16 protein-coding genes are annotated in these 21,697 nt (G+C 56.6%); 9 read left to right on the forward strand and 7 right to left on the reverse strand.

Annotation, left to right across the window (positions count from 1 at the left end; all coding sequences use genetic code 11):
* Window positions 1-7: 7 nt before the first annotated feature.
* Window positions 8-1,366, reverse strand: a complete 1,359-nt coding sequence (locus tag AYI87_RS16350) for an NCS2 family permease (protein WP_144203785.1) — start codon at window positions 1,364-1,366, stop codon at window positions 8-10.
* A 508-nt stretch (window positions 1,367-1,874) separates the two neighbouring features.
* Between AYI87_RS16350 and torE the strand changes: the two genes are divergently transcribed.
* The 5 genes from torE (at window position 1,875) to AYI87_RS16380 (ending at window position 7,266) form a co-directional block, all read left to right on the forward strand.
* Window positions 1,875-2,045 (forward strand): trimethylamine N-oxide reductase system protein TorE, encoded by a 171-nt coding sequence (torE, locus tag AYI87_RS16360; RefSeq protein WP_144203786.1) that lies wholly within the window; start codon window positions 1,875-1,877, stop codon window positions 2,043-2,045.
* 31 nt (window positions 2,046-2,076) lie between these two features.
* Window positions 2,077-3,255 (forward strand): pentaheme c-type cytochrome TorC, encoded by a 1,179-nt coding sequence (gene torC, locus AYI87_RS16365; RefSeq protein WP_144203787.1) that lies wholly within the window; start codon window positions 2,077-2,079, stop codon window positions 3,253-3,255.
* A gap of 12 nt (window positions 3,256-3,267) precedes the next feature.
* Window positions 3,268-5,754, forward strand: a complete 2,487-nt coding sequence (gene torA / locus AYI87_RS16370) for a trimethylamine-N-oxide reductase TorA (protein ID WP_144203788.1) — start codon at window positions 3,268-3,270, stop codon at window positions 5,752-5,754.
* Window positions 5,755-5,783: 29 nt separating this feature from the next.
* Complete coding sequence (torD, locus tag AYI87_RS16375) at window positions 5,784-6,425, forward strand: molecular chaperone TorD (protein ID WP_144203789.1); 642 nt, start codon at window positions 5,784-5,786, stop codon at window positions 6,423-6,425.
* Window positions 6,426-6,612: 187 nt separating this feature from the next.
* Complete coding sequence (locus AYI87_RS16380) at window positions 6,613-7,266, forward strand: class I SAM-dependent methyltransferase (protein WP_144203790.1); 654 nt, start codon at window positions 6,613-6,615, stop codon at window positions 7,264-7,266.
* Here the strand turns inward: AYI87_RS16380 and AYI87_RS16385 are convergent.
* The gene (locus AYI87_RS16385; protein ID WP_144203791.1) at window positions 7,263-8,489 is read right to left on the reverse strand and encodes a DEAD/DEAH box helicase; all 1,227 of its coding nucleotides are present in this window, start codon (window positions 8,487-8,489) and stop codon (window positions 7,263-7,265) included. The genes AYI87_RS16380 and AYI87_RS16385 overlap by 4 nt on opposite strands.
* Before the next feature lie 146 nt (window positions 8,490-8,635).
* Entirely contained in the window at window positions 8,636-11,746 is a 3,111-nt protein-coding gene (gene torS / locus AYI87_RS16390) for a TMAO reductase system sensor histidine kinase/response regulator TorS (RefSeq protein WP_144203792.1), read from the reverse strand.
* Between the two features lie 67 nt (window positions 11,747-11,813).
* Between torS and torT the strand changes: the two genes are divergently transcribed.
* Window positions 11,814-12,977, forward strand: coding sequence for a TMAO reductase system periplasmic protein TorT (torT, locus tag AYI87_RS16395; RefSeq protein WP_144203793.1), 1,164 nt, complete (start codon window positions 11,814-11,816; stop codon window positions 12,975-12,977).
* A 9-nt stretch (window positions 12,978-12,986) separates the two neighbouring features.
* Here the strand turns inward: torT and torR are convergent, their stop codons facing one another.
* Window positions 12,987-13,712, reverse strand: a complete 726-nt coding sequence (torR, locus tag AYI87_RS16400; RefSeq protein WP_011866600.1) for a two-component system response regulator TorR — start codon at window positions 13,710-13,712, stop codon at window positions 12,987-12,989.
* 284 nt (window positions 13,713-13,996) lie between these two features.
* Here torR and AYI87_RS16405 point away from each other — a divergent pair, with 284 nt between their 5' ends.
* A complete protein-coding gene (locus AYI87_RS16405; protein WP_144203794.1) occupies window positions 13,997-14,365 on the forward strand; it encodes a PilZ domain-containing protein in 369 nt (122 codons plus the stop codon).
* A 406-nt stretch (window positions 14,366-14,771) separates the two neighbouring features.
* Window positions 14,772-15,857, forward strand: a complete 1,086-nt coding sequence (locus tag AYI87_RS16410) for a linear amide C-N hydrolase (RefSeq protein ID WP_144203795.1) — start codon at window positions 14,772-14,774, stop codon at window positions 15,855-15,857.
* Between the two features lie 70 nt (window positions 15,858-15,927).
* Here the strand turns inward: AYI87_RS16410 and AYI87_RS16415 are convergent, their stop codons facing one another.
* Window positions 15,928-16,431: a GNAT family N-acetyltransferase gene (locus AYI87_RS16415; RefSeq protein WP_144203796.1), complete on the reverse strand. Its 504-nt coding sequence runs from the start codon at window positions 16,429-16,431 to the stop codon at window positions 15,928-15,930.
* Window positions 16,432-16,457: 26 nt separating this feature from the next.
* Window positions 16,458-17,831: a DNA repair protein RadA gene (gene radA, locus AYI87_RS16420; RefSeq protein ID WP_144203797.1), complete on the reverse strand. Its 1,374-nt coding sequence runs from the start codon at window positions 17,829-17,831 to the stop codon at window positions 16,458-16,460.
* A 330-nt stretch (window positions 17,832-18,161) separates the two neighbouring features.
* Here radA and AYI87_RS16425 point away from each other — a divergent pair, with 330 nt between their 5' ends.
* A complete protein-coding gene (locus AYI87_RS16425; RefSeq protein ID WP_144203798.1) occupies window positions 18,162-20,552 on the forward strand; it encodes a PilZ domain-containing protein in 2,391 nt (796 codons plus the stop codon).
* A gap of 37 nt (window positions 20,553-20,589) precedes the next feature.
* On the opposite strand, the gene AYI87_RS16430 is transcribed toward AYI87_RS16425, so the two are convergent.
* Window positions 20,590-21,516: an alpha/beta fold hydrolase gene (locus AYI87_RS16430; protein ID WP_144203799.1), complete on the reverse strand. Its 927-nt coding sequence runs from the start codon at window positions 21,514-21,516 to the stop codon at window positions 20,590-20,592.
* Window positions 21,517-21,697 lie beyond the last annotated feature (181 nt).

Consider the following 21,697-nt stretch of genomic DNA (forward strand, 5'->3'; position numbering starts at 1 on the left):
ATACGTTCTAGATAGCCCAGCCGCCCATATAGAAGACCACCAGGCCGATAGTGATGGCTAACACACCGGGTTTCAGGGCGCGCCATTCACCGCTGGCCAGACGGCCAACCACTAGGGTCACGAAGCCCAGCATGATACCGGTAACGATATTACAGCTGAGGATAATAAACACGGCGCAAGTTAGTCCCGCCATGGCATCGACCTTGTCGTCGAAGTTCAGCTTGGTCACATTGCTCAGCATCAACAGGCCCACATACATGAGCGCCGGCGCCGTGGCATAGGCCGGCACCAGGTAGCTAAGCGGCGCCAGGAATACCATCAGCAGGAAGAGCACGCCGACGATTGTCGCCGTCAGGCCCGTCTTACCACCGGCCGCGGTACCCGCCGCCGACTCGATGTACACGGCCGCCGGCGCGCCGCCCACGGCGCCTGCGAAGATGCTGCTCATGGAATCAGAGGTCAGCGCCTTACCGCCGCCAACAATGTTGTCTTTCTCATCCAAAAGTTCGGCCTGACCGGCCACCGCGCGAATGGTACCGGTGGCATCGAAGATCGCCGTCATCACCAGCGCCAGCACTATCGGCAGTACCACAGGGTTGAGGGCGCCCATGATATCCAGCTGACCGATAAGCGACTTATCTGACATCAAATCAGGCAGGGCGAATAAGCCTTGGTAGGTCACGCTCGGGTCAAACGCTAGGCCAAATACAGAAAGCGCGATGATCACCAGCAAAATGCCACCGGGTACGCCGCGGCGCTCCAGGCCTATGGTGGCCGCCAGGCCAATCACTGTTGCGATGACAGGCAGGCTATGAATATCGCCAAGCTTCACCGGCAGACCAGCGTCGTTGGCGACGATCAGATGCACACTATTGGTGGCGATCAACAGCAGGAACAGGCCTATGCCTATGCCGGTACCGTGAGCGATCCCCTTAGGCAGGTTGGTCAGTACCCACTGACGCACGCCTGTGACACTCACCAGGGTGAAGACCACGCCCATGAGGAAGATGGCGCCCAGGGTCACGGGAATCGAGATCCCCTGGCCCAGCACCATGCTAAAGGCGGTGAAGGCGGTCAGTGAGATGGCGCAGCCAATCGCCATCGGTAGATTAGCCCACAGTCCCATCAGCAGGGAGCCGAAGGAGGCAATCAGACAGGTCGCCACGAAGACGGCGCCGGGATCGAAACCGGCGGCGCCCAGCATGTTTGGCACCACGATCACCGAATAAACCATGGCGAGGAAGGTGGTTAAGCCGGCAATCACCTCTTGGCGCAGCGTGCTGCCGCGAGCGGTAATGGCAAAATAACGGTCAAGCAGGGAGCTTGCAGGTACAGCGGGTGCAGCGAGAGTCTGTTCAGACTTCATAGTAGTTACCTTTTTTGATCTCTTAATTTGGAAGGCTATGGCAAGTTAGAGCCCCACGACAGATGTCTGTGGGTGAGAGATCCACTGAGTACTTATTGGTGTACCTTACGTGACCTGCAGATCGGTAACCGAGGAGATACCGACCTTTTAAGGTAAGCAAACACTTACCCATAACACAGCCTTTGTTGGCGGCGCATTCTACAGCAAAGACTGTGACATAAACTAGAGCAAGCTAACAATTCGCCAAACTTTTGTTCAACTTTCGCACGAAGGGCTTTTTAGGCAGAGATACCGCGACAACCATGGGACATCCACTCAAGAGAAAACTCAGTTAACTCATTCAATATCAGCCAGTTATAAATAAATTCTTCGCCATCAAGTCGTCAGGCTCAGTTTTATTCATATTTTTTCATAACTTGTCACCCTTGGTTCATGCCAGGCAGCACCCCCATTCACATCCCTCCTCTACCATGCAGCCATGGACAAAGATCAACTAAGAGAGTCTGTCATGCCATCACACCCAATAAGCGAAACACGAGATCAGGATAAATCCAAAGAGCTCAAAGCCCTTGGCTTCATCATAGTGCTGCTCTTCCCGATGCTGACCGTCACAGGCATCAGCGCCTATGGCTTCATCATCTGGATGATCCAGGCCTTCGGCGGCGTCGTCGCCCATTAACCCCATTACCAACTTGAGAAAGGATGTTGCTATGAAGTGGTTTATCACCCTTTGGCGTACCCTCAACAAACCCGCCAAAACCCTCACCCTTGGCGCCATTAGCCTGTCAGCCTTCCTGATGGGCATCATCTTTTGGGGTGGCTTCAACACAGCCCTGGAGGCGACCAACACAGAAGCCTTCTGCATCAGCTGCCACAGCATGGAGAGTAAACCCTACCAGGAGCTGCAAAGCACAGTGCATTGGTCGAATCACTCCGGCGTGCGCGCCACCTGCCCCGACTGTCACGTGCCCCACAACTGGAGCCGTAAGATTGGCCGCAAGATAGAGGCCTCCCACGACATGTGGGGCTGGCTGCTGCAAACCGTCAACACCGAAGAGAAGTTCGAGGCCAAGCGTCTGGAGATGGCGAGCCGTGAGTGGAAACGTTTCGATCGCGACAACTCACTCGCCTGTAAGAACTGCCACAACTATGACTCGATGAAGTGGGACGAGATGTCCAAACTGGCCCAGAAACAGATGAAACGTGCCGCCGAGTTGGATCAGAGCTGTATCGACTGCCACAAGGGAATAGCCCACAAGCTTCCGGACATGGGCACCTCACGCGCCCCTGAGCTTATTGCCCAGGTGGGTTCTGGCGAGAGCAGCCTGGCTATCGGCGAGAACTACTTCAGCGCCCTGACCAAGCCACTGTTCTTCAACGAGAAGACAGACGTCGAGGCGGGCACCCTCAACATCGCCACTAAGGTGAAGGTGCTTGAGGTCAAGGGTCAACGCGCCAAGGTAGGTATCGACGGCTGGCGTAAGAAGATAGGCGCAGGCCGGGTGATCTATTTCGATTTCGGCATGAACATCCTCTCGGCCCAGCTCTCGAAAGATGCCGCCCTGGAGCCAGGCGTGATGCAAGTGTTCGAAGAGCAGCAAGACCCGCTCACCGGCCTCACCTGGCAGCGAGTCGAGGCGCAGATCTGGGTGGATGGCGACTATCTGGTGAAAGACCTGCAGCCGCTATGGGACTACGCACGCGACACCTATTCCAGCAGCTGTAGCGTCTGTCACACCCAGCCCGACGAGGCCCATTTCGACGCCAACACTTGGCCCGGCATGTTTCAGGGAATGATCGCCTTCGTCAACATGGATCAGGACACCCAGGCACTGGTGCAGAAATACCTGCAAGAACATTCATCGACTTTTGCCACCTCAGCGCACTAACAGGATAGCATCATGAACAGAAGAGATTTTCTAAAAGGCCTCGCCGCCAGCTCCTATGTCACCCTAAGCGGCTCATCGCTGTTGGCGCCGCTCAACGCCCTGGCCAGCACGGGCACGGATGAAGTGTGGAAAACCACCGGCTCCCACTTCGGCGCCTTTAAGATGACTCGCAAGAATGGCGTCATCGATAAGGTGATCCCCTTCGACCTGGATAAATACCCCACCGATATGATCAATGGGGTCAAGGGGCTGGTCTATAACCCATCCCGCGTGCGCTACCCTATGGTGCGCCTCGACTTCCTGCTCAAGGGGCACAAGAGCAACACCTTAGAGCGCGGCGACTACCGTTTCGTGCGCGTCACCTGGGACAAGGCACTGTCGCTGTTTAAGGACTCACTCGATGAGATCCAGACCAAGTATGGCCCGTCTGGACTACATGCGGGACAGACAGGCTGGCGCGCCACCGGTCAGCTGCACTCCTCCACCAGCCATATGCAGCGCGCGGTGGGGATGCACGGTAACTTCGTCAAGAAGGTCGGCGACTACTCCACCGGCGCAGGTCAAACGATTCTGCCTTACGTGCTCGGCTCCACCGAGGTCTACGCCCAGGGGACGTCCTGGCCGCTGATCTTAGAGCACAGCGACACAATAGTGCTCTGGTCGAACGACCCCTATAAGAACCTGCAGGTGGGCTGGAACGCCGAGACTCACGAGTCTTACGCCTATCTGGCGCAGCTCAAGGAGAAGGTGGCTCAAGGCAAGATCCGGGTGATCAGCATAGATCCCGTGGTCACCAAGACCCAAAAGTACCTGGGCTGCGAGCAGCTCTACATCAACCCACAGACAGACGTGGCCCTGATGCTGGGTATCGCCCACGAGATGGTGAGCAAAGACCTGCACGACAAGGCCTTCATCGAAGGCTACAGCCTGGGCTTCGACGAGTTCCTCCCCTACCTGCTAGGTGAGAAAGATGGCGTGGCCAAAACCCCTGAGTGGGCTAGCCAGATCACAGGCGTGAGTGTCGAGATCATTAAAGATCTGGCCAAGGTGATGACTAAGGGCCGCACCCAACTCATGATGGGCTGGTGCATTCAGCGTCAGCAGCATGGTGAGCAGCCCTACTGGATGGCGGCGGTGCTGGCCACCATGATAGGCCAAATCGGCCTGCCGGGCGGCGGCATCAGCTATGGCCACCACTACTCCAGCATAGGCGTACCATCGTCGGGTGCGGCGGCGCCGGGCGCCTTCCCACGTAACCTGGATGAGGGCCAAAAGCCACTATTTGACAGCACAGACTTCAAGGGTGCCAGCAGCACCATACCAGTGGCGCGCTGGATAGATGCCATCCTGGAGCCGGGCAAGACGATAGATGCCAACGGCAGCAAGGTCACCTACCCCGACATCAAGATGATGGTGTTCTCGGGCAACAACCCTTGGAACCACCATCAGGACAGAAACAAGATGAAGCGCGCATTCCACAAGCTGGAATGTGTGGTCACCATAGACGTGAACTGGACCGCCACCTGTCGCTTCTCAGACATAGTGCTGCCCGCCTGTACCACCTTCGAGCGCAACGACATAGACGTGTACGGCAGCTATGCCAACCGCGGCGTGTTGGCGATGCAGAAGATGGTCGAGCCCTTGTACGAGAGTCTGTCAGACTTTGAGATCTTCACCCGCTTCGCGGCGCTCATGGGTAAAGAGAAGCAATATACCCGCGGCCTGACCGAGATGGACTGGCTAAGAAAGCTCTACGACGAGTGTAAGGCCGCCAACGCAGGTAAGTTCGAGATGCCAGATTTCGACACCTTCTGGCAACAGGGCTATGTGCACTTCGGTGAAGGAGAGAATTGGACACGCCACAGCGATTTTAGGGATGACCCTGAGATCAACCCGCTGGGCACGCCATCAGGCCTTATCGAGATCTTTAGCCGTAAGATCGCCCAGTTTAACTACGACGATTGTCCCGGCCATCCAACTTGGATGGAGAAGAGCGAGCGCAGCCACGGCGGCCCTGGCTCAGACAAGTACCCCATCTGGATGCAGTCCTGCCACCCGGATCAGCGTCTGCACTCGCAGATGTGTGAATCCCAGGAGTACCGCGAGACCTATACCGTACAGGGACGCGAGCCTGTCTACCTCAATCCGCTGGATGCTAAGGCCCGCGGCATCAAGGATGGCGATCTGGTGCGCGTGTTCAACGACAGGGGTCAGCTACTGGCGGGCGCCCGGGTATCGAACCGCTTCCCTCAGGGTGTGATCCGTATCCACGAGGGTGCCTGGTATGGCCCAGTGGACAAGGATGGCAGTAAGCAAGGCGGCAACGAGATGGGCGCCCTGTGCAGCTACGGCGACCCCAACACCCTGACTCAGGATATCGGCAGCTCTAAGCTGGCACAGGCCTGCGCCGCCTACACCTGTCTGGTGGAGTTCGAGAAGTTCAGCGGTAAGGTCCCAGAAGTCAGCGCCTTCAGCGGCCCCATAGAGATCAGCCGCTAAAATAAGCTAGCGGTCAAAGGAGAATTAAGATGAGTAAGTCATCGATTTATCAAACACCAGCCAACCAGGCGCGAGCCAGGGTCTACCGTCTGCTGTCGGATCTGTTTGCCAAAGAGATAGATCATCAGCGCCTACAGAGCCTGCAAAGCGCTGAGGCGCAGGCCTTCTTTGACCTGCTGGCCGGCGAGCCTAGGCTGGCGCCTGAGGTGAACACCATCCAAGCGGTGTTGGCAGGACTGGGCGATGAGGCCTCCCTGCTGAATCTGGCCGCGGATTATTGCGGCCTGTTCCTGGTAGGCGGCAAGCAGAGCGCCAATCCCTATGCAGGCCTCTATCTGACGCCTGAAGGCGATGAGGAGCAGCCGCTGCTCTTCGGCCCTCAGCATCAGGAGATACTTGCCCTGCTCGAGCAGAGTAAGCTGGGGGTGCAGAGCGATTTTCCCGAGCCAGCCGATCACATCTCGGTGATCTTGGCCTATGTCGCCCAGCAGGCCACCAGCCTGGATGATAAGGCGCAGCAGCGCTTTATCGCCAAGTATCTGGATGCCTGGCTAGCCGAGTTTGCCAAGCGCGTGAGTGACAGAGACCCTGGCCGCTTCTACCAGGCCCTCGCCAGGCTCACTCAGACCTGGGTCAGCCTGGATTGTGAGGCACTTTGCGAGCATTCGTAAAAAAATCAATAAGTATCAATATGATTGAATAGCAATCACCACAGTAAAAGCGCCGCTCATTGTCGGCGCCTTTTTTATGCCGATAGCTATTTGCGCCGATCCCCCTTATAGTGGCCCCCTACACGTAGCGAATCGATATCGATCTAGGCTTGTTGCGTTTACCGTTAACGCAAGGAGTTTAACCGCCATGAGCGCCCCACGTGTCCGCTACCAGACCCTGGAATACCCTCACACAGATATACATATCCGCAGTCTCAGAGACAGACAGGAATACTCAGATCCTCTGGGCGAGGCCGAGGCGTTAGGGATCTCATCCGCCCAGTGGTCACTATTTGGCGTGTTATGGGATTCGGGTAAGGCGCTGGCAGATCAGATGGTAAGTTTCGATATCGACAACAAGCGCATCTTAGAGGTGGGTTGTGGCATGGCACTGGCCAGCCTGTTGCTCAATAGCCGTCAAGCCGACATCACCGCCACAGATTACCACCCAGAGGCAGGCAACTTCTTACGGGAAAATGTGCGTCTTAACCAAGGCGAGACTATTCCCTTTCTGCGCACCAGCTGGGACTCCCACAGCGATGGCCTAGGGTTATTTGACCTGATCATAGGTGCAGACTTGCTCTACGAACGAGAGCATATCGAGCTGTTATCGGCCTTTATCCATCGCCATGCGGCGCCCGCCTGCGAGGTGATCTTAGTCGACCCAGGCCGTGGCAACCATGCCGCCTTTAGCAAGAAGATGTGCAGCCTGGGCTATCGTCACCATCAGGAAAAAATCGCTCCGACCGCCGAGATGTCCTCCAGCTTTAAGGGGCAGATGCTCTACTACCAACAGGGCTAACGCCTGCCCCCCTGACCGCGCCTCTTGGCGCGGCGTTTCTGCGCCGCCTTGCCATTGCGACGGGGATTGGGGTCAGCCTTGGTGAGATCCGGCTCGAAACCGGGCAACCACTGCTGGGGCAGACGCTTATCCAGCAGTGCCTCGACCTCCTCCAGCAGCAGTGCATCCTCCTCGCAGTAAAGGGTCACGGCGACGCCCTGCTTACCCGCACGACCGGTGCGACCGATGCGATGCACATAATCCTGGGCCACATAGGGCAGCTCATAGTTAACCACATAGTCCAGAGACTCGATATCTATCCCCCGCGCCGCCACATCCGTAGCCACCAGTACCTTGATCTCTCCACGGCGGAAATCGGCCAGCACCTGCTCACGCGCGCCCTGGCCCAGATCCCCATGAAACGCCTTGGCCTGGATGCCTTGCTCACATAAGCGGGCGGCCAGCTTGTCGGCGGCCACCTTCTTACGACTAAACACCAATACCCGCTGCCAATCCCCCTTGTTGATCAGATGAGACAGGAGGGCAAACTTGCGCTCGCTGTCCACCGCATAGACCCGCTGCTCGACATCCTGGCTGGCGCTGTTCTGCGGGCTGACGGCGATGCGTTTGGGCTGCTTTAACCAGCGATGGCTCAGTGCAAGCACCTTGTCATCCAGGGTTGCTGAAAACAGCAGGGTCTGACGCTCGCTGGGTAACAGCGCCATCAGCTCGGCTATCTCGTCGGCAAAGCCCATATCCAACATGCGATCGGCTTCGTCGAACACCAGGTGCGCCACGCCATCTAGCTTGGCGGCGCCGCGTCTGTGCAGGTCCAGCAGGCGACCCGGGGTCGCGACGATCAGGTCGACGCCTGCGGCAAGCTGCTGGCACTGGGCCTCGATGCTGACGCCGCCATAGACCAGCCCCGCCGACAGACAGGTGAAGCGGGCGAGATCTGAGATCCCCTGATGAACCTGCAGCGCCAGCTCGCGGGTGGGCACCAACACCAGGGCTCGGGGCTGTTTATCTGAGCCCTCTACCTGCGCCTGGCCCATCAAGTTAGCCAGGATAGGCAGGGCGAAGGCGGCCGTCTTGCCCGTGCCCGTCTGGGCCGAGGCCATGAGATCGACACCGCTTCGCACCAAGGGGATCGCCTCGGCCTGGATCTGAGTCGCCTCGCGAAATGCCAAGGCCTCCAGCGCCTGTTGCAGAGGCGCAGGCAGAGACAATTGAGAAAATAACATAGGTGAAGATCCCGCTTTAGTTGCTGTTGTGAGTAGATGGTTAACAATGGGGCGCAAGTGTAGCAGATTTCGCCCATGGCTCTAGCAGATTCAGACGCCTAATGCGCCGCTTTGCTAGCTCCGCTATTGCATTGATGCTAGCTGCACTATTGCGTTGATGCTAGCTGCGCCTGGAAGGCGGCGACCGAGTCACGCCACAGCAGCCTGAGCCCACGAATATCCTCCGTCTGCAACGCACTCTGTTCCAGTTGCTGGCAGCGCCTTGTCAGCCTGACCATGCCCATGTTGGCGCTGCTGCCCTTGAGGCCGTGGAGTAGCTTACGACACGCCTGAATCTTATCCTCGGCGGCCTGTTCGGCTTTCTGTTCGGCTTTCTGTTCTGGCAGAGATTCGACAAGCTGCTCCAACTGGGTCAGCTGCGCCTCGCTGGAGGAGAGATAGAGGCTCAACATCTGCGCCATCGCCGCCTCGCCGAGACAGTCGAAATCCCCCTGAAACTGGGCGCTATCCAGCAGAGAGGCATTCAGCAGAGGAGCATCCGGCAGAGGATTTTCCTCCACTAAATCCGCCGCCGACGTTTCATCAGATCCCACAAGTTCCACTGCTTCAGTCTCTTCTGTTTCTTCGACTCCTTCGGCGACTGGAGCCGAAGTTTTTGACGCCCGCCCCAACCAGCGCATCAGGGCCTGCATGTTGAGCGGCTTGGCCAAGATCTCATCGAATCCTACCGCTCGATAGACCTCGAGATCCTGTGGCTGCAACTGGGCGGTGAAGGCGGCAAACACCAGATCGCTCACGGCGCGCTCCCTAAGCTGACTCAGGAGGTCTATGCCAGAACCATCGCTGAGCTGAATATCCAACATCACGGCATCGAACCCTGGCGATTGGCGCTCAAAGACGGCTATGGCCTCGGCGCAGCTTGGCACCAATACTGCCTCGTGGCCAAGATGCGCCAGGAAGCCCTGGGCCACCATGGCATTGACCTGATTATCTTCCACCACCAGCACTCTCTTTGGCGCGACCTGAGGGATGATATCTGTCGTGCTCTGCGCAGGCGCCTCACAGGCGATCAACGGCAGGCTAAATCCGAAGGTACTGCCCTTATTCACCTCTGTGTCGACCCAGAGCCCCTCATCGCCGGCCCCCATCAGGGTGACCAGCTCCTTACTGATCGCCAGCCCTAGGCCAGTGCCACGGCTGCGCCCCTGATTGGGCTGAGCACTGTAGGCGATAAACAATCGCGCCTTGGCATCCTCGGGGATCCCAAGGCCAGTATCGCTCACGATAAACTTAAGGCGCGCCCCTGCTTGGCTCACCCGCAGACAGATCTCTCCCGCCGGGGTAAATTTGATGGCATTGCCTAGCAGATTAAACAGCACCTGGCGCAGCTTAGGGCCATCGATATTGATCCACTCGGGGAGACGCTCTCGCTCCAGGCGCAGCGAAAGACCTGCGTTGCCCGCCCCCGCAAGCATGATGGAGACCACCTCGTCGAGCAGCTCATTGATGGCCACAGGGCGCGGCTCATTGCTCAGTTTGCCCTGCTCCAGGCGCGAGAAGTCTAAGATGTCGTTCAGCACAGTCTGTAGTAGAGCGCCGCTGTACTGAGACAGGGCCAGCATCTGCTTCTGGGCCGTGGGCAGCTCAGATTCCCCCAGTAGGGTCAGGGTGCCGAGCAGACCGTTGAGGGGGGTGCGGATCTCATGGCTCATGGTCGCCAAAAATAGCGACTTGGCCCTGTCGGCCGCCTCGGCCATCTGTCTCGCCTGGGCATGGCCCTGCACCTCAGCATCGAGACGGCGATTGGTTTGAGCCAGTTCCTGGGTACGTTCCTGCACCGTCGTCTCCAGCGACGCCTTGTGGGCCGACAACTCGGAGGCTGTCTCCTGAAGCGCAGTTTGCAGACGCTGATTGTGATCTGTCTTCTGCTTGAAGGCATCGATGGCCGAGGCCATGGCGGTCAGCTCATCATCCCCGTGGGGGTCCAGCGCCACCTGAGTATCCCCTCGGCTAAGCCGTGACAGGGCGTCGGTCGCCTCGTGGAGTCGAAGTGCGATCCCCTTGTAGATCACCCGATATACCACAATCAGGATCAACACCAGCATCAATAACCCCGTGCCCCAGAGTCCCGCCTTGGCCCAGAAGAGCTGACGTAGAAAATCTCCCCTGGCCTGCTCCGCCTGGGTTTGCTGCGCTGTCATGGCACCATCAACCTGAGTATTAAGCTGGCTAAGCTTGTCACTCAGTGTCTGGAGCTGCGCCGTCTGGGAAGCGAGCACCCTGGCATAGCGGCGCTGCAGCGTGAGTTTATCGCCGACGCCGCGCAGTATCGCCAGCTCATGGGCCAGCTCTGTGGCTCTCACAGGGTCTCGCACCACCCCCTTAAGTAGCTCTAATGGCATAAGATTAGGCTGATTGATGTCAAAGATAACATCGCTCGTGGCACTGGCTGGCTCATTGCCGGGCATGCCGCCCTGGGCCTCAGTTGGCTGCAATCGATACTCGCCGCCGCCCTGCTCGGCCAACACCCGCGACATGCTCACCAGCACCTTACTGAGCCCCAGATGTTGCTCGGGCGATTGCAGCAGCTGACCCACCAGCGCCAGGTGATGGATCAGGGCCAGGGCGCGATTGAGACGCGCCTGAATATCGAGATCTTTCTCTATGATGGTATCGAGCAGATAGCCGCTCTGGGCGGTGCCGGCAACCTCGGGATAGGCCAGGCTCAGCTTGGCCAGCACGGCGGAATCGACGACCGCCAGTTCGGCTTCCAGCAGCTCGATAGCCCGTCCGGAGGCGTCCACCAAAGCCTCGCCATCGCCCCTGAGTTGCTTGGCGAGGGCCAAACGCTCACCCACCTGATGGCCTAACTGCGTCAGGTCGTGAATGATCTCGGCCGCTCTGGGACCTAGGTGGCTATCGCCCTGAAGATTAAGCGATTTAAGGCGGGCGATGGCGCCGAGCAGGTTGCTGCTCTCGATGGATAGCTTGCGCCCGAGAAAGGCGCGCTCCGCCTCCTCCTGCGCCCGCTCTAAGGCCTGGGCGTTTTCTTGCAGGGCGCTGACCGACTGCATCAACTGGCGCGCGGCTTCTGAGGCGGGTAGCGCCTCCTCATAGAGGTATTTGTCGGCGGCCTTCACCCAATAGAGGGATACGCTGCCCAGGCTCACCAGCGTGAGCAGGAGCAGCGCCAGCAGGCTAAAGGCCAGCATGAGACGACCGACTAAACTTTTCCCCGAGAGTGATAAAGCGCCCACATGGCTCCCGTTTAACTGTTACAATGAATCAATGACATGCGTCTGGTTACATTATACTGAGTGCCCTGTGGTGAAGCATAATAAATCTCCCTTTTTCCGCGCCTTTTCTCTCTGGGCTTGCCTCAACGGGCTGGCAATTTCCGCCGGTTTGGCGATATCGGTGACGGCCAATGCCAGTGAGACCTGGTCACTTGAGCGGCGCACTCCCTATAACGCCAAGCTCCAGCAGGTCGAGACACTCAGCTATCGCCCCTTGAGTGCGGCTAAACGGCCCTGGCGACTCTGCGCCCTGGTGCCCCACCTCAAAGACGCCTACTGGATTGGCATAGACTATGGCTTGGTGACCCGGGCGCAAACTTTGGGGGTCGCCCTGGAGCTGTTTGAGGCTGGTAGTTACTATGGCAAGGTGAAGCAGCTCGAGCAGCTAGAACACTGCATGAAATCCGATTTCGACGCCATCTTGCTGGGCACTGTAGATCCTGAGCTACTCAAACAGTATCAGGGGCAGATCAGCAAGCCCATGTTGGCCCTGGTCAACCGCCTGGACAGCCCCCTGGTGAGCACACGCATAGGCGTCAACTGGTATCAGATGGGCTGGCATGCCGGCGATTATATTCATCGCACCACAGCCAAACAGCCTGGCAAGGCTAACACAAGCCAGACTAGCACAAGCCAGACTAGCACTGGCCAGGCTGTGCAACTGGCACTGCTGCTCGGCCCCGAGAAACTTGGCGGCAGCACCTGGGTTGAGCAAGGGATCATGGCTGCGCTTGAGGGCAGCACAGTGACCATCTCCTCCAACCGCCACGCCGATAACAATCGCGATCTCTATCGGGATCAGTTACATCATCTACTCAAAGACCATAGGCCCGACTATATACTGGGCAGCGCCGTGGCCATCGAGGCCGCCATCGGCGCCCTGGCGCAGCAGGACACAGCGCAAGACATAGCCTTGGTGAGCAGCTATCTCTCGCCCGCCACCCTGCGCGGCCTGTACCGCCATAGGGTGGCCTTTAGTAGTGACGATCAGGTGGTGCTGCAGGGTAAGTTAGCGATAGATGTGGTGGTGCGGGAACTCGAGGGCGCCGCCCCCTTTGGCGATATCGGCCCCGGGATAAAGGGACTCACCCCAGATAATATTCAGATGAAGCAGCTAGCCGACAGCCTGGCGCCGGCGGATTTTTACCCCATCTACCGGGTCGAGGCACCTAAGGCGACTCCTCAACCCTAGTCTTATACCTTAATCTTCTACTTTAGCGGAGAACAGGTAGCCCTCGCCGTGGACGGTAACGAAGAGTTCGGCATGTAGCTTGTTGCGCAGACGTCGGATGATCACATCTATGGTTCTGTCGTTGACATCCTGATTGCGGTGGCTGGTCAGCTGCATCAGGCGTTCACGGCTCAGCACCTGCTGTGGGTGCAGCACGAAGGCGCTAAGCAGCTCAAACTCCGCCTTGGTGAGCTTAATCACCGCCTCGCCCTGAGAGAGCCTGCGGCTGTTGAGGGCCAGGCTGTAATCTTCAAACTCGATAAGATCGTCACAGCGCTCCAGCTCGGCAATCGCCTGCTGCTGCGCCTTCTTCACTAAAGAGATACGCCAGAGCAGATTCTTCACCCGCACCAGGAGTTCACGCAGCTCGAAGGGCTTGGTCACATAATCGTCGGCGCCCATCTCCAGGCCGATGATCTTATCGATCGCCTCGTCACGCCCGGTTACCAATATGATGCCCACCTCGGAGCGGCTACGCAGTTCGCGGGTCAGGCTGAGGCCATCGACACCGGGTAGGTTGATGTCCAACATCACGAGATCGATATGCTGCTGGCTGAACTGCTGCCACATCTCTTCACCATCGGCGGCTTCGAGCACTCGATAACCCTCTTTCTCGAAATAGCCCTTCAGGCGAGCACGGATCACCGCCTCATCATCGACCACAAGCACACAAGGTTGTAATGAAGTTAGGGCCATGACCCCGCTCCCAGACGCGTTAAATAAAGGTTAAGGCTATTATTCACAATTTTTCATAATTGCATATCAGCTTTATCTCAATTATGAGATCTGGCGCGGTTTTTAGCCGCTAGGGCGCCCGTGTTGTTTAAGCCTTTGCTGCCTATCAGATCTTGCGTTCGATGCAAATAGATTTTGGCTCAAGTCACTAAAGCTAAATATAAATCAAGATTTTTACACCCGGGTCATGTTAGCTTATGCTTACCTTATTAACATTACGCTCACACTTGAGGCTAGGACAGGTTATGAATGAAAGGCGGCAATTTTCGCGCATCTTCTTCGATGTCGATGCGACGCTCACCCAAGAGGATAAGGTGTGGTCGACCAAGCTGCACGATCTTAGCCTGAATGGTGCCCTGGTCGAGCTGCCCCAAGAGTTCGCACCAGGCCCGGCTCCAATACTCCTGAGCTTCACCCTGGAAGGCTCGGATGTAGAGGTCACTATGGAGACCCAGGTGATCCACCGTCAAGACGGCCAACTCGGCCTCGAATGCCTGCATATCGATATCGACAGCATCAGCCACTTGAGGCGCATGCTAGAGCTCAACATAGGCGATGCCTCATTGCTCGACCGTGAACTCAAGATGTTTATCGAGGTGCATGATCAAGGGTGATGCGCCCTCCTGCCAGCCATGGACTTTGCTAGAGTTAGCTTAGCTTCAATGAATGCAACACAAAGGGGACCTAGCTAGGGTCCTCTTTTTCGATCTGGCACTGTCGCTAACGCTGGTCCATCGGGCTGACTCCTGATGCCGGCGTCACAGGTTAACGCTCTATGTTTTCCTATCTAACTGCACCGCAAGCACGCCTCAAGCCCCACCTAACAACTCACTTAAATACTCATTTAAATGTTTGCCTACAAGTTCACCTAAAAACTCGGCTCTAGTGCAACCCAACATATTCGATTATCGAATGGTTATTAGTTATTAACTATTAGATTTTAAGCCTATTCTAGCTCCATAGGCAAAATTAAGCCGTGAAATAAACCCATTTTAGGTTCAACCAAACGAGGTAGTCACCATGAAAACATCAATCGTCGCAGCCAGCATCGCCGCTCTTATGACTATAGGTGCAGTACAAACCGCTTCAGCTTGCTCTAGCGTATCGGCCACCACAGACTATGGCACGCTAGTCGCCCGCTCGCTAGATTGGGGAGTCGCAGTCGAAGCCCGCGCCAAGATCATTCCAGCTGGCATAGAAGTGAGCTCCAATGCGCCTAGCTACAAGACTCAGGCCACCTGGACCACCAAGTACAAGACAATGTCACTGTCTGATAACCCTATCTTCCATGGCACCGCCTACGACGCCATCAACGACCAAGGCCTGTCTGTCCACGGACAATACCAGGAAGCTAGCGCGCCGTTTCTGGCGATGCATAAAGACAATGACGATGGTGCACCTGCGGTCAACAACGGACTACTGGCGACCTACATCACCTCAAACTACAAAACCGTTGCCGAGGCTATCGACGGCCTGGACAAAGGCGAATGGCAGCCAGCCTTCTCTGATCCCCTGATGGACATGGATCACTTAGTACCTGCGCATTTTAACCTGCGTGATAATGAGGGTAACGTGGCTCTAATCCAACTTAACGCAGGTGGCAAGCTGAAGGTATGGCGTGGCAGCACCAACGACGAGCTGCGCTTCGTCACCAACGAGCCTCTGTTCCAAGACCACCAAAAGTTCTCTAAGACGGTAGATCGCAGTGCACTGGGCACTAAACTGCCTGCGGATTACTCATCACTGTCTCGTTATGTTCGCGGCCTGCACCATGCAGAGAGCCAGGACTTCAAAGACATGAGCTACCAGCAGACCATGGCGGCACAGTTACTGGCCTTCCACAGCGCGGTAGCCATCCCACAGTCTGTTATGGCGCCAACGGTCGATGGCCCACAGATCCTTAACGAAGGCGGCGTGTTCCCCACCTTCTTTACAGTGCAGTACAACCTGAAAAACGGCGATACCGTTTATTCAAACCTGCATGAAGGCCAACAGGTGAAGTTTAACTTCACCGATGTGAAAGTCGGTGACCAGCCAGTCTGTTCAAACCTGACCGTTGAATCCCAAGATGGCAATTCAACCCCCACTTTTGGCAAGTGTAGCTAAACAGCCTTAAGTGCCAAAAAGCCTCCATATCCGGAGGCTTTTTATCTTTTACAACAAGAAAATGTTCAATCTAGTTAGCCTTTACCTGAAAGGCAGCATGATAGCTCACCACTCCTTGAGGCCATTCGCCGCGCAATTTACGCGCAAGAAAATAAGCCTCTGGCACGCCGGGTAGAGTAAGTCCGGCATTGGGCGCAAAGCCAAAACGCCGATAAAACTCAGGCTCTCCCAGTAAGACGCAGCCATGGGCATTATCTTTATCGAGCGCCTCCAGTGCGGCGCGCATCAAGGCGCTGCCGATCCCCTCTCCCTGAAGCCCGGGTAAAACCGAGATGGGGCCGAGTCCATACCAGTCTGGACTCCCATCAGAGATGCTCACCCGGGACAAGGCAACATGCCCTACTAGTTTTCCCTGCACCTCGGCCACTAATGATATCGCCAGCGCGCCTGCGTCTCGCAGGGCATTGACGATAAGATGCTCGGTATGGTCGGTGTGAGGCGCCTCGAGAAAGGCTGCCCTGGTGATCTCTGCTATGTCTGCACTATCGCCGGGGGCTTCACTGCGTATATGCATGGGTTTCCTCTCGCTGACAGTAAACCTTAACAGATCAGCTCTAGTAGCTCGTGGATCGTCTTGATGGGGTTAATCTTGGCCCCCAACCCTTCCATCGACTTATGATAGTTGCGATAGGGAATAAAGATCTCGGTAAAGCCATGCTGCACCGCCTCTTTCACCCTGGGCACGCCGCTGTCAATGGGGCGCACATCACCGTTGAGACTCAGCTCGCCCATGATGCAGGTGGTGCGCGGCACCACGAACTCGTTGAGGCTGCTCAGCAGCGCGGCCACCAGCGCCAGGTCGATACAGGTCTCAGACTCGTCTATCTTGAGTCCGCCCACCAGATTGAAATAGGTGTCGTGATAGATCTTGGTGCGGGTATGTTTACGTAAAATCCCCGTCAGCATCTTGATGCGGTTCATGTTCAGGCCGACACAGACCCGCTGGGGAAACTCCCCTTCGGCCTCTGTGGTCAGGCACTGGATCTCCAGCAGCAGGTTGCGATTGCCCTTGCGGATACAGGTAATGGCCGCCCCGGGAGACTCGGTAGTGGAGCCCGAGAGGAAGATCTCGCTGGGGTTATCGACACTTATCATGCCTCGCTCCGTCATCCTGAAGATGCCTACGGTATCCACGTCGCCGAAACGATTCTTGTTGGCCCTCAGGGTGCGCACCTGACCGTCGTTACACTCGAGATGCGTCAGGCAGTCGACGATATGGATCAGGGTCTGCGGGCCTGCCGTCTCGTTGTTCTTGTTCACGTGGGCGACCAAGAACATGGTGACATTGTTCTGCTTACAGTATTGGGTCAGTGCCTGGGCACTGCCCTTGACCTGAGATGGCGAACCCGGACTGCCGTTGGCTAGGTCCGTCACAACGGCCTGAATCGAGTCGATCACCGCAAACTTGACCTGCTTGGCCTCCAGCTCGGCGATGATCGCCTCCACATTGGTCTCGGCCATCAGGTAGAGGTTTTCCTCGTTGCAGTCGAGCCTGAGGCGATTGACCCGGTTCTTAAACTGCGACAACGACTCTTCGGCGGTGCAGTAGAGCGAGGGCATCAGTTGAGACATACGCGACACCAGATCCGACAAAATGGTCGTCTTACCGGCGCCGGGATCCCCCGAGATAATGTTAACCGAGCCCGTGGTGAGCCCGCCGCACAGCACCCGGTCCAGCTCGCCAATGCCGGTAAGCAGCTTCTTGGCCTCAAACTCCTCCACCTCGCTAAGCTTCTTCGAGCCGCCACCGACGGCGCCCGCATAACCGGCCACCGAGCCCCCGCTTGACTTAGCCGGTGCTAGCCTCACCTCTGAGATGGTGTTCCACTCGCCGCAGGCATTACACTGCCCCTGCCAGCGGGGAAAGTCCTGACCACATTCGCTGCACACATATGCTGTTTTATTCTTCGCCATAGCTTAACTGTTTGTCATCTCATCAATGTCTGGACTCTCCTGTATCTGCTCACGCAGACCAAAAAGGCCCTTTTCCATGCAGGCATTCTACATGAGTATCTTGAGCGGCTGTAGTGCGCATACACCAATCCACGCTATCGCTGAGTGCTAAAATGATTCCCACAAGGGGGCTAAAATGCCTTACACTGGCGTTAGGGCTTTCAACCACAGTGTCCGCCACAGCGTTAGCAAATTGTGCTGAATAAACAAAAGGCTATCAAGTTTTTACCCGAGCTGCCGACACAAGAAGATAAGCCGCACCATCCACTATGAGTCGAAAAGATATAATCCATGAGTCTAGAGCAACATAAGGCATTGATCGAACAGTTAAAACCCCTGCTGATGGAAACCAACTTCCAGGAGCTGTTTGAACATCTGACCTCAGGCGAGTCCAATTCGACCCGTTTTCTGCTCAAGATGGAGCTCAACCGCCTCTCCTCTCCCTGTACCCGGGTTATCGATCTCAGGGACAGATCCGAACTGCCCTGCGCCCCCTTTAGCAGCGGCGCCCAGACTCACTTTATCGATGCCCCGGCGAAAGAGAACTTTATTCAGGCCCTAGCCCTGTATCAAGGGCAGTACACCCTTGGCGTTTACGAACAGGTGATCGAGGGTCATAAACTGCGCCGGCAAAGGGCGCGCGAAGGCGACCAAGGGGCCGACACAGCCCTCACCCCCTATGTGGCCAGCGGCGCCATCTTAGGCAGCTACTTCAATCGCGCCGAAGAGCGGATGAACTATGCGATCCGCATCGGCGTGCTACAACCGGGGCGTAGCGAGGTGAAAGGGATCACGGTCGACCTCTCGGTCGGCGGCGCCCGCATTCGCCTGCCAGCCGATCACGGCCTCAACCCAGAGCAGCCGCTTATCGTCAAGCTGCTGGAACTGAGCGCCGAATACTATTTCGATGACCTGCAGAAAGGGGTGGAGTATCAGGTGGTCGATGTCGAGAGCAATCACGAGTTCAGCTGGATGCGCCTCAAACGCGTCGGCGGCAGCGATGCCCTCTCTGACATGCTGGCCAACCTGATCCAGGGCTACAAGTTTCGCTACAAGGTGGATATCAACGATATACTGGTCGCCGCCACAGGACTGGGTTTCGAGCGTCACTATCTGCCCCATCTGCCGCACCTGCCGCTGTATGTTGAGCTTAAGGACGGCCAGCATCGCATCACCCACAAGTTACTGAGCCGCGACAATCAGAAGCTGCAACAGTATTTTGTCGATGAGAAGTCGGTCAGCCAGCTCGGCAGCATGTTGACCCATGAGCGGTTACAGGCCCTGTTTAATGCGCCTCAAGACCCGGATCATAACCTGTTTTTCTGCTTTACCTTTCAGGCACAGGGGGCAATCTTCTTCTATTCCGCCAGCCTGGCCGAGCTAAAACAGAGCGATATGCTCGGCCTCTTCCTGCGCTTTGGTGCCACCAAGGCCAGTTGGCGCATATTCAAGCTGGCCTGTCATGAGATAGACCATGAGATCTCCTATAAATCCAGTGTCTTACCCGGTGACTCCAGCTATTACGCCTCGCTGACCGAGGCCCAGCTCAAGTGCTTCACCCATGTGCTGCAGCTGATCGATCTCACCAACGAAGAGGTGCTGCCGCAATATGAGGCTTGGGATGCCAAAGGCCATCAGGCCAACGAGCTGAAACGCTTCGGCCAGGAGAAGCTGCTGGAAGATCAGATCAAGTTGTTGTCGCTACAATTTACCGAGCGGCGCAACGAGGCGCGCTTCTCCTTCAAGACGCTGGTCACCGTCAGCCAGGGCAAACAGACACACCACGGTTTCACCTTAGATATCTCGGGCAAGGGGCTGCAAGTCACCCTGGATGAGCCAGCGAACTTAGATACCACGGCCCCTGTGATGGTCGCCTTTCCCAAGCTGCAACATCTGGCGGGTAAGACGCGGCTGGCGCAGCTGCCCTATCGGCTTATCCGCACCCGCAAAAATGGCGTCACCATACACCTTGCCGCCATGGTCGGCCACACGCCCCATGTCGGCGTCGCCTTCCTCAGCCGCCTCATCGAGGCCAACCGCGACAAGCTGAGAAAGCTGACCGAGGCCAACAGCGACATGAAGGAGCTCTCGGACGGGCTGAAGAACTTGCTGATGCGCGACTTGGCTTCCGTCCCTTACTTCATAGAGAAGACGGCAAAATCGGCCAAACTCAGCGTATTAGGGGTGAGCAAACATTCCAACGCCATCGCCGATCTCTTCGCGGCGACCACCCAGGAGGCATTGAAATACGACCTCAGTGCCCTGCTGGACAAGGGGCGCCTCAAAGAGGATTTCATCACCCCTATCCGTCAGATGAAGCCACAACACGGACTCGAGTTTTTCGAAACCTATGTGCAGATCTCCCGCCAGTCTCAGGGACGCATCAAGATAAAATGCGTGAAGCCAAGGGAGATTGGCGATCAACAGGCCCAGCTACACTTCATACGGCAGAGCCAAAACCTGGGCCGCTTCATGGCGCTTCGCGTCTACCGCGGCGCTGCTGGTAAGCCTGATATCAACTATATCAAGCGTGAACTGGAATATATTGGCCTACATGCCCAGCACAAGGCCAAGAAGCTGGAACAACTGATGTGGCACATCATAGGCGTGGGCGAGCTGCTGGATATTACAGACGAGGTGATGCTGCGCTATCCAGAGCTGCTTGAGCAACAGAAAGCGTAACTGCCGGCGCTATAAACCTGCGCCATTTTGATCTTCACTAGAGCCCGCGGTACCAGCTCAATACCAGAGGAAAGTGATCCTCTGTGGCATCCTTGTGGGTCAGCATCTCGGCGTGGCCATAGTCGTGACGGTTGCCATTAGCCTTGCTGAGCAAGGTATAGGTCACCGGCTTGATATGGCACTCCTTAATCATCCGCTGCACGTCGGCCGGATTACCCAGCACCTGATCCCCCTTACCTGCGATAAACCAGGCCTTAGGCCAGCCCTGTTTGGCACCTAAGGCAGTTGCCGCCTTGGCGTAATCGAAGCCATCGTCATGATCTATCCACTCACCTCTGACCCAGTCGATACTCTGGTACAGGGAGGCCCTGGTCTCGTTATCCATCCCCATGCGCCAGCGGTCGGCGGCCAGATAGCCATGACCGGCGGCAATCGCCGGCGCCAGTTTGTTCCACACAAGATCCACCATCAGCCACTTCTTAAAGGAGCGTACCTTAATGGCGCGCTTACTGCCGAAGGTCAGCAAAGACGCGACACTGGTCTGAAAGAAATCGAAACGGGCGATGGCGCTGGCCATCAGCACACCGCCCCAGGAGTGAGCGCACCAATGCACCTGATGAGCCTCGGGATGCTGAGACAAAATATAGTGCTGTACCAGGGGGAGCTGTTCGCGGATCACCTCACCCTGACCATGGCTGGCGCCTGTGCTCAATTTTGGGGTACTCAGGCCGCGTCCCAGGGTATCGAGCACATAGACCACGAAGCCCGCCTCGGCCAGATAACAGCCAAGCCCCCTGCCCTTGTCACTATAGAAGACCCGGCCATTAGACATGGCGCCGTGGAGCATCAGTATGGGCGGCCGACTCATGTCGGCATCGGGCTGTTTGAGCAGGCGCAGATGGAGTTGTCCCTGACGATAGGGAATAAAACGTGATTCTTGGATCAGAGTCGACACTGAAAACATCCGAGTAAAATTTGATTTAAATTACTGACTTTAAAGGAGTAATACAAGAGTAAAGCGAGAGAAAAACAGGACTCAAACAGGCCTGAAGCCATCTTAAACAAGTGTTTTAAATTTATGACTTAAAGATCAAAGATAAAAGGATGATTTTAAACGCGAGCTTTAGATTCAATCAGGCAAAAAA

Origin of the sequence: Shewanella sp. KCT, from assembly GCF_007636505.1 — a bacterium.
In the GTDB taxonomy this organism is placed as follows: Bacteria; Pseudomonadota; Gammaproteobacteria; order Enterobacterales; family Shewanellaceae; genus Shewanella; species Shewanella halotolerans.

Coding starts and splice junctions, on each gene's coding strand:
- AYI87_RS16350 (WP_144203785.1), bottom strand. CDS start 1,366: ATGAAGTCTGAACAGACTCTCGCTGCACCCGCTGTACCTGCAAGCTCC.
- torE (WP_144203786.1), top strand. CDS start 1,875: ATGCCATCACACCCAATAAGCGAAACACGAGATCAGGATAAATCCAAA.
- torC (WP_144203787.1), top strand. CDS start 2,077: ATGAAGTGGTTTATCACCCTTTGGCGTACCCTCAACAAACCCGCCAAA.
- torA (WP_144203788.1), top strand. CDS start 3,268: ATGAACAGAAGAGATTTTCTAAAAGGCCTCGCCGCCAGCTCCTATGTC.
- torD (WP_144203789.1), top strand. CDS start 5,784: ATGAGTAAGTCATCGATTTATCAAACACCAGCCAACCAGGCGCGAGCC.
- AYI87_RS16380 (WP_144203790.1), top strand. CDS start 6,613: ATGAGCGCCCCACGTGTCCGCTACCAGACCCTGGAATACCCTCACACA.
- AYI87_RS16385 (WP_144203791.1), bottom strand. CDS start 8,489: ATGTTATTTTCTCAATTGTCTCTGCCTGCGCCTCTGCAACAGGCGCTG.
- torR (WP_011866600.1), bottom strand. CDS start 13,712: ATGGCCCTAACTTCATTACAACCTTGTGTGCTTGTGGTCGATGATGAG.
- AYI87_RS16405 (WP_144203794.1), top strand. CDS start 13,997: ATGAATGAAAGGCGGCAATTTTCGCGCATCTTCTTCGATGTCGATGCG.
- AYI87_RS16410 (WP_144203795.1), top strand. CDS start 14,772: ATGAAAACATCAATCGTCGCAGCCAGCATCGCCGCTCTTATGACTATA.
- AYI87_RS16415 (WP_144203796.1), bottom strand. CDS start 16,431: ATGCATATACGCAGTGAAGCCCCCGGCGATAGTGCAGACATAGCAGAG.
- radA (WP_144203797.1), bottom strand. CDS start 17,831: ATGGCGAAGAATAAAACAGCATATGTGTGCAGCGAATGTGGTCAGGAC.
- AYI87_RS16425 (WP_144203798.1), top strand. CDS start 18,162: ATGAGTCTAGAGCAACATAAGGCATTGATCGAACAGTTAAAACCCCTG.
- AYI87_RS16430 (WP_144203799.1), bottom strand. CDS start 21,516: ATGTTTTCAGTGTCGACTCTGATCCAAGAATCACGTTTTATTCCCTAT.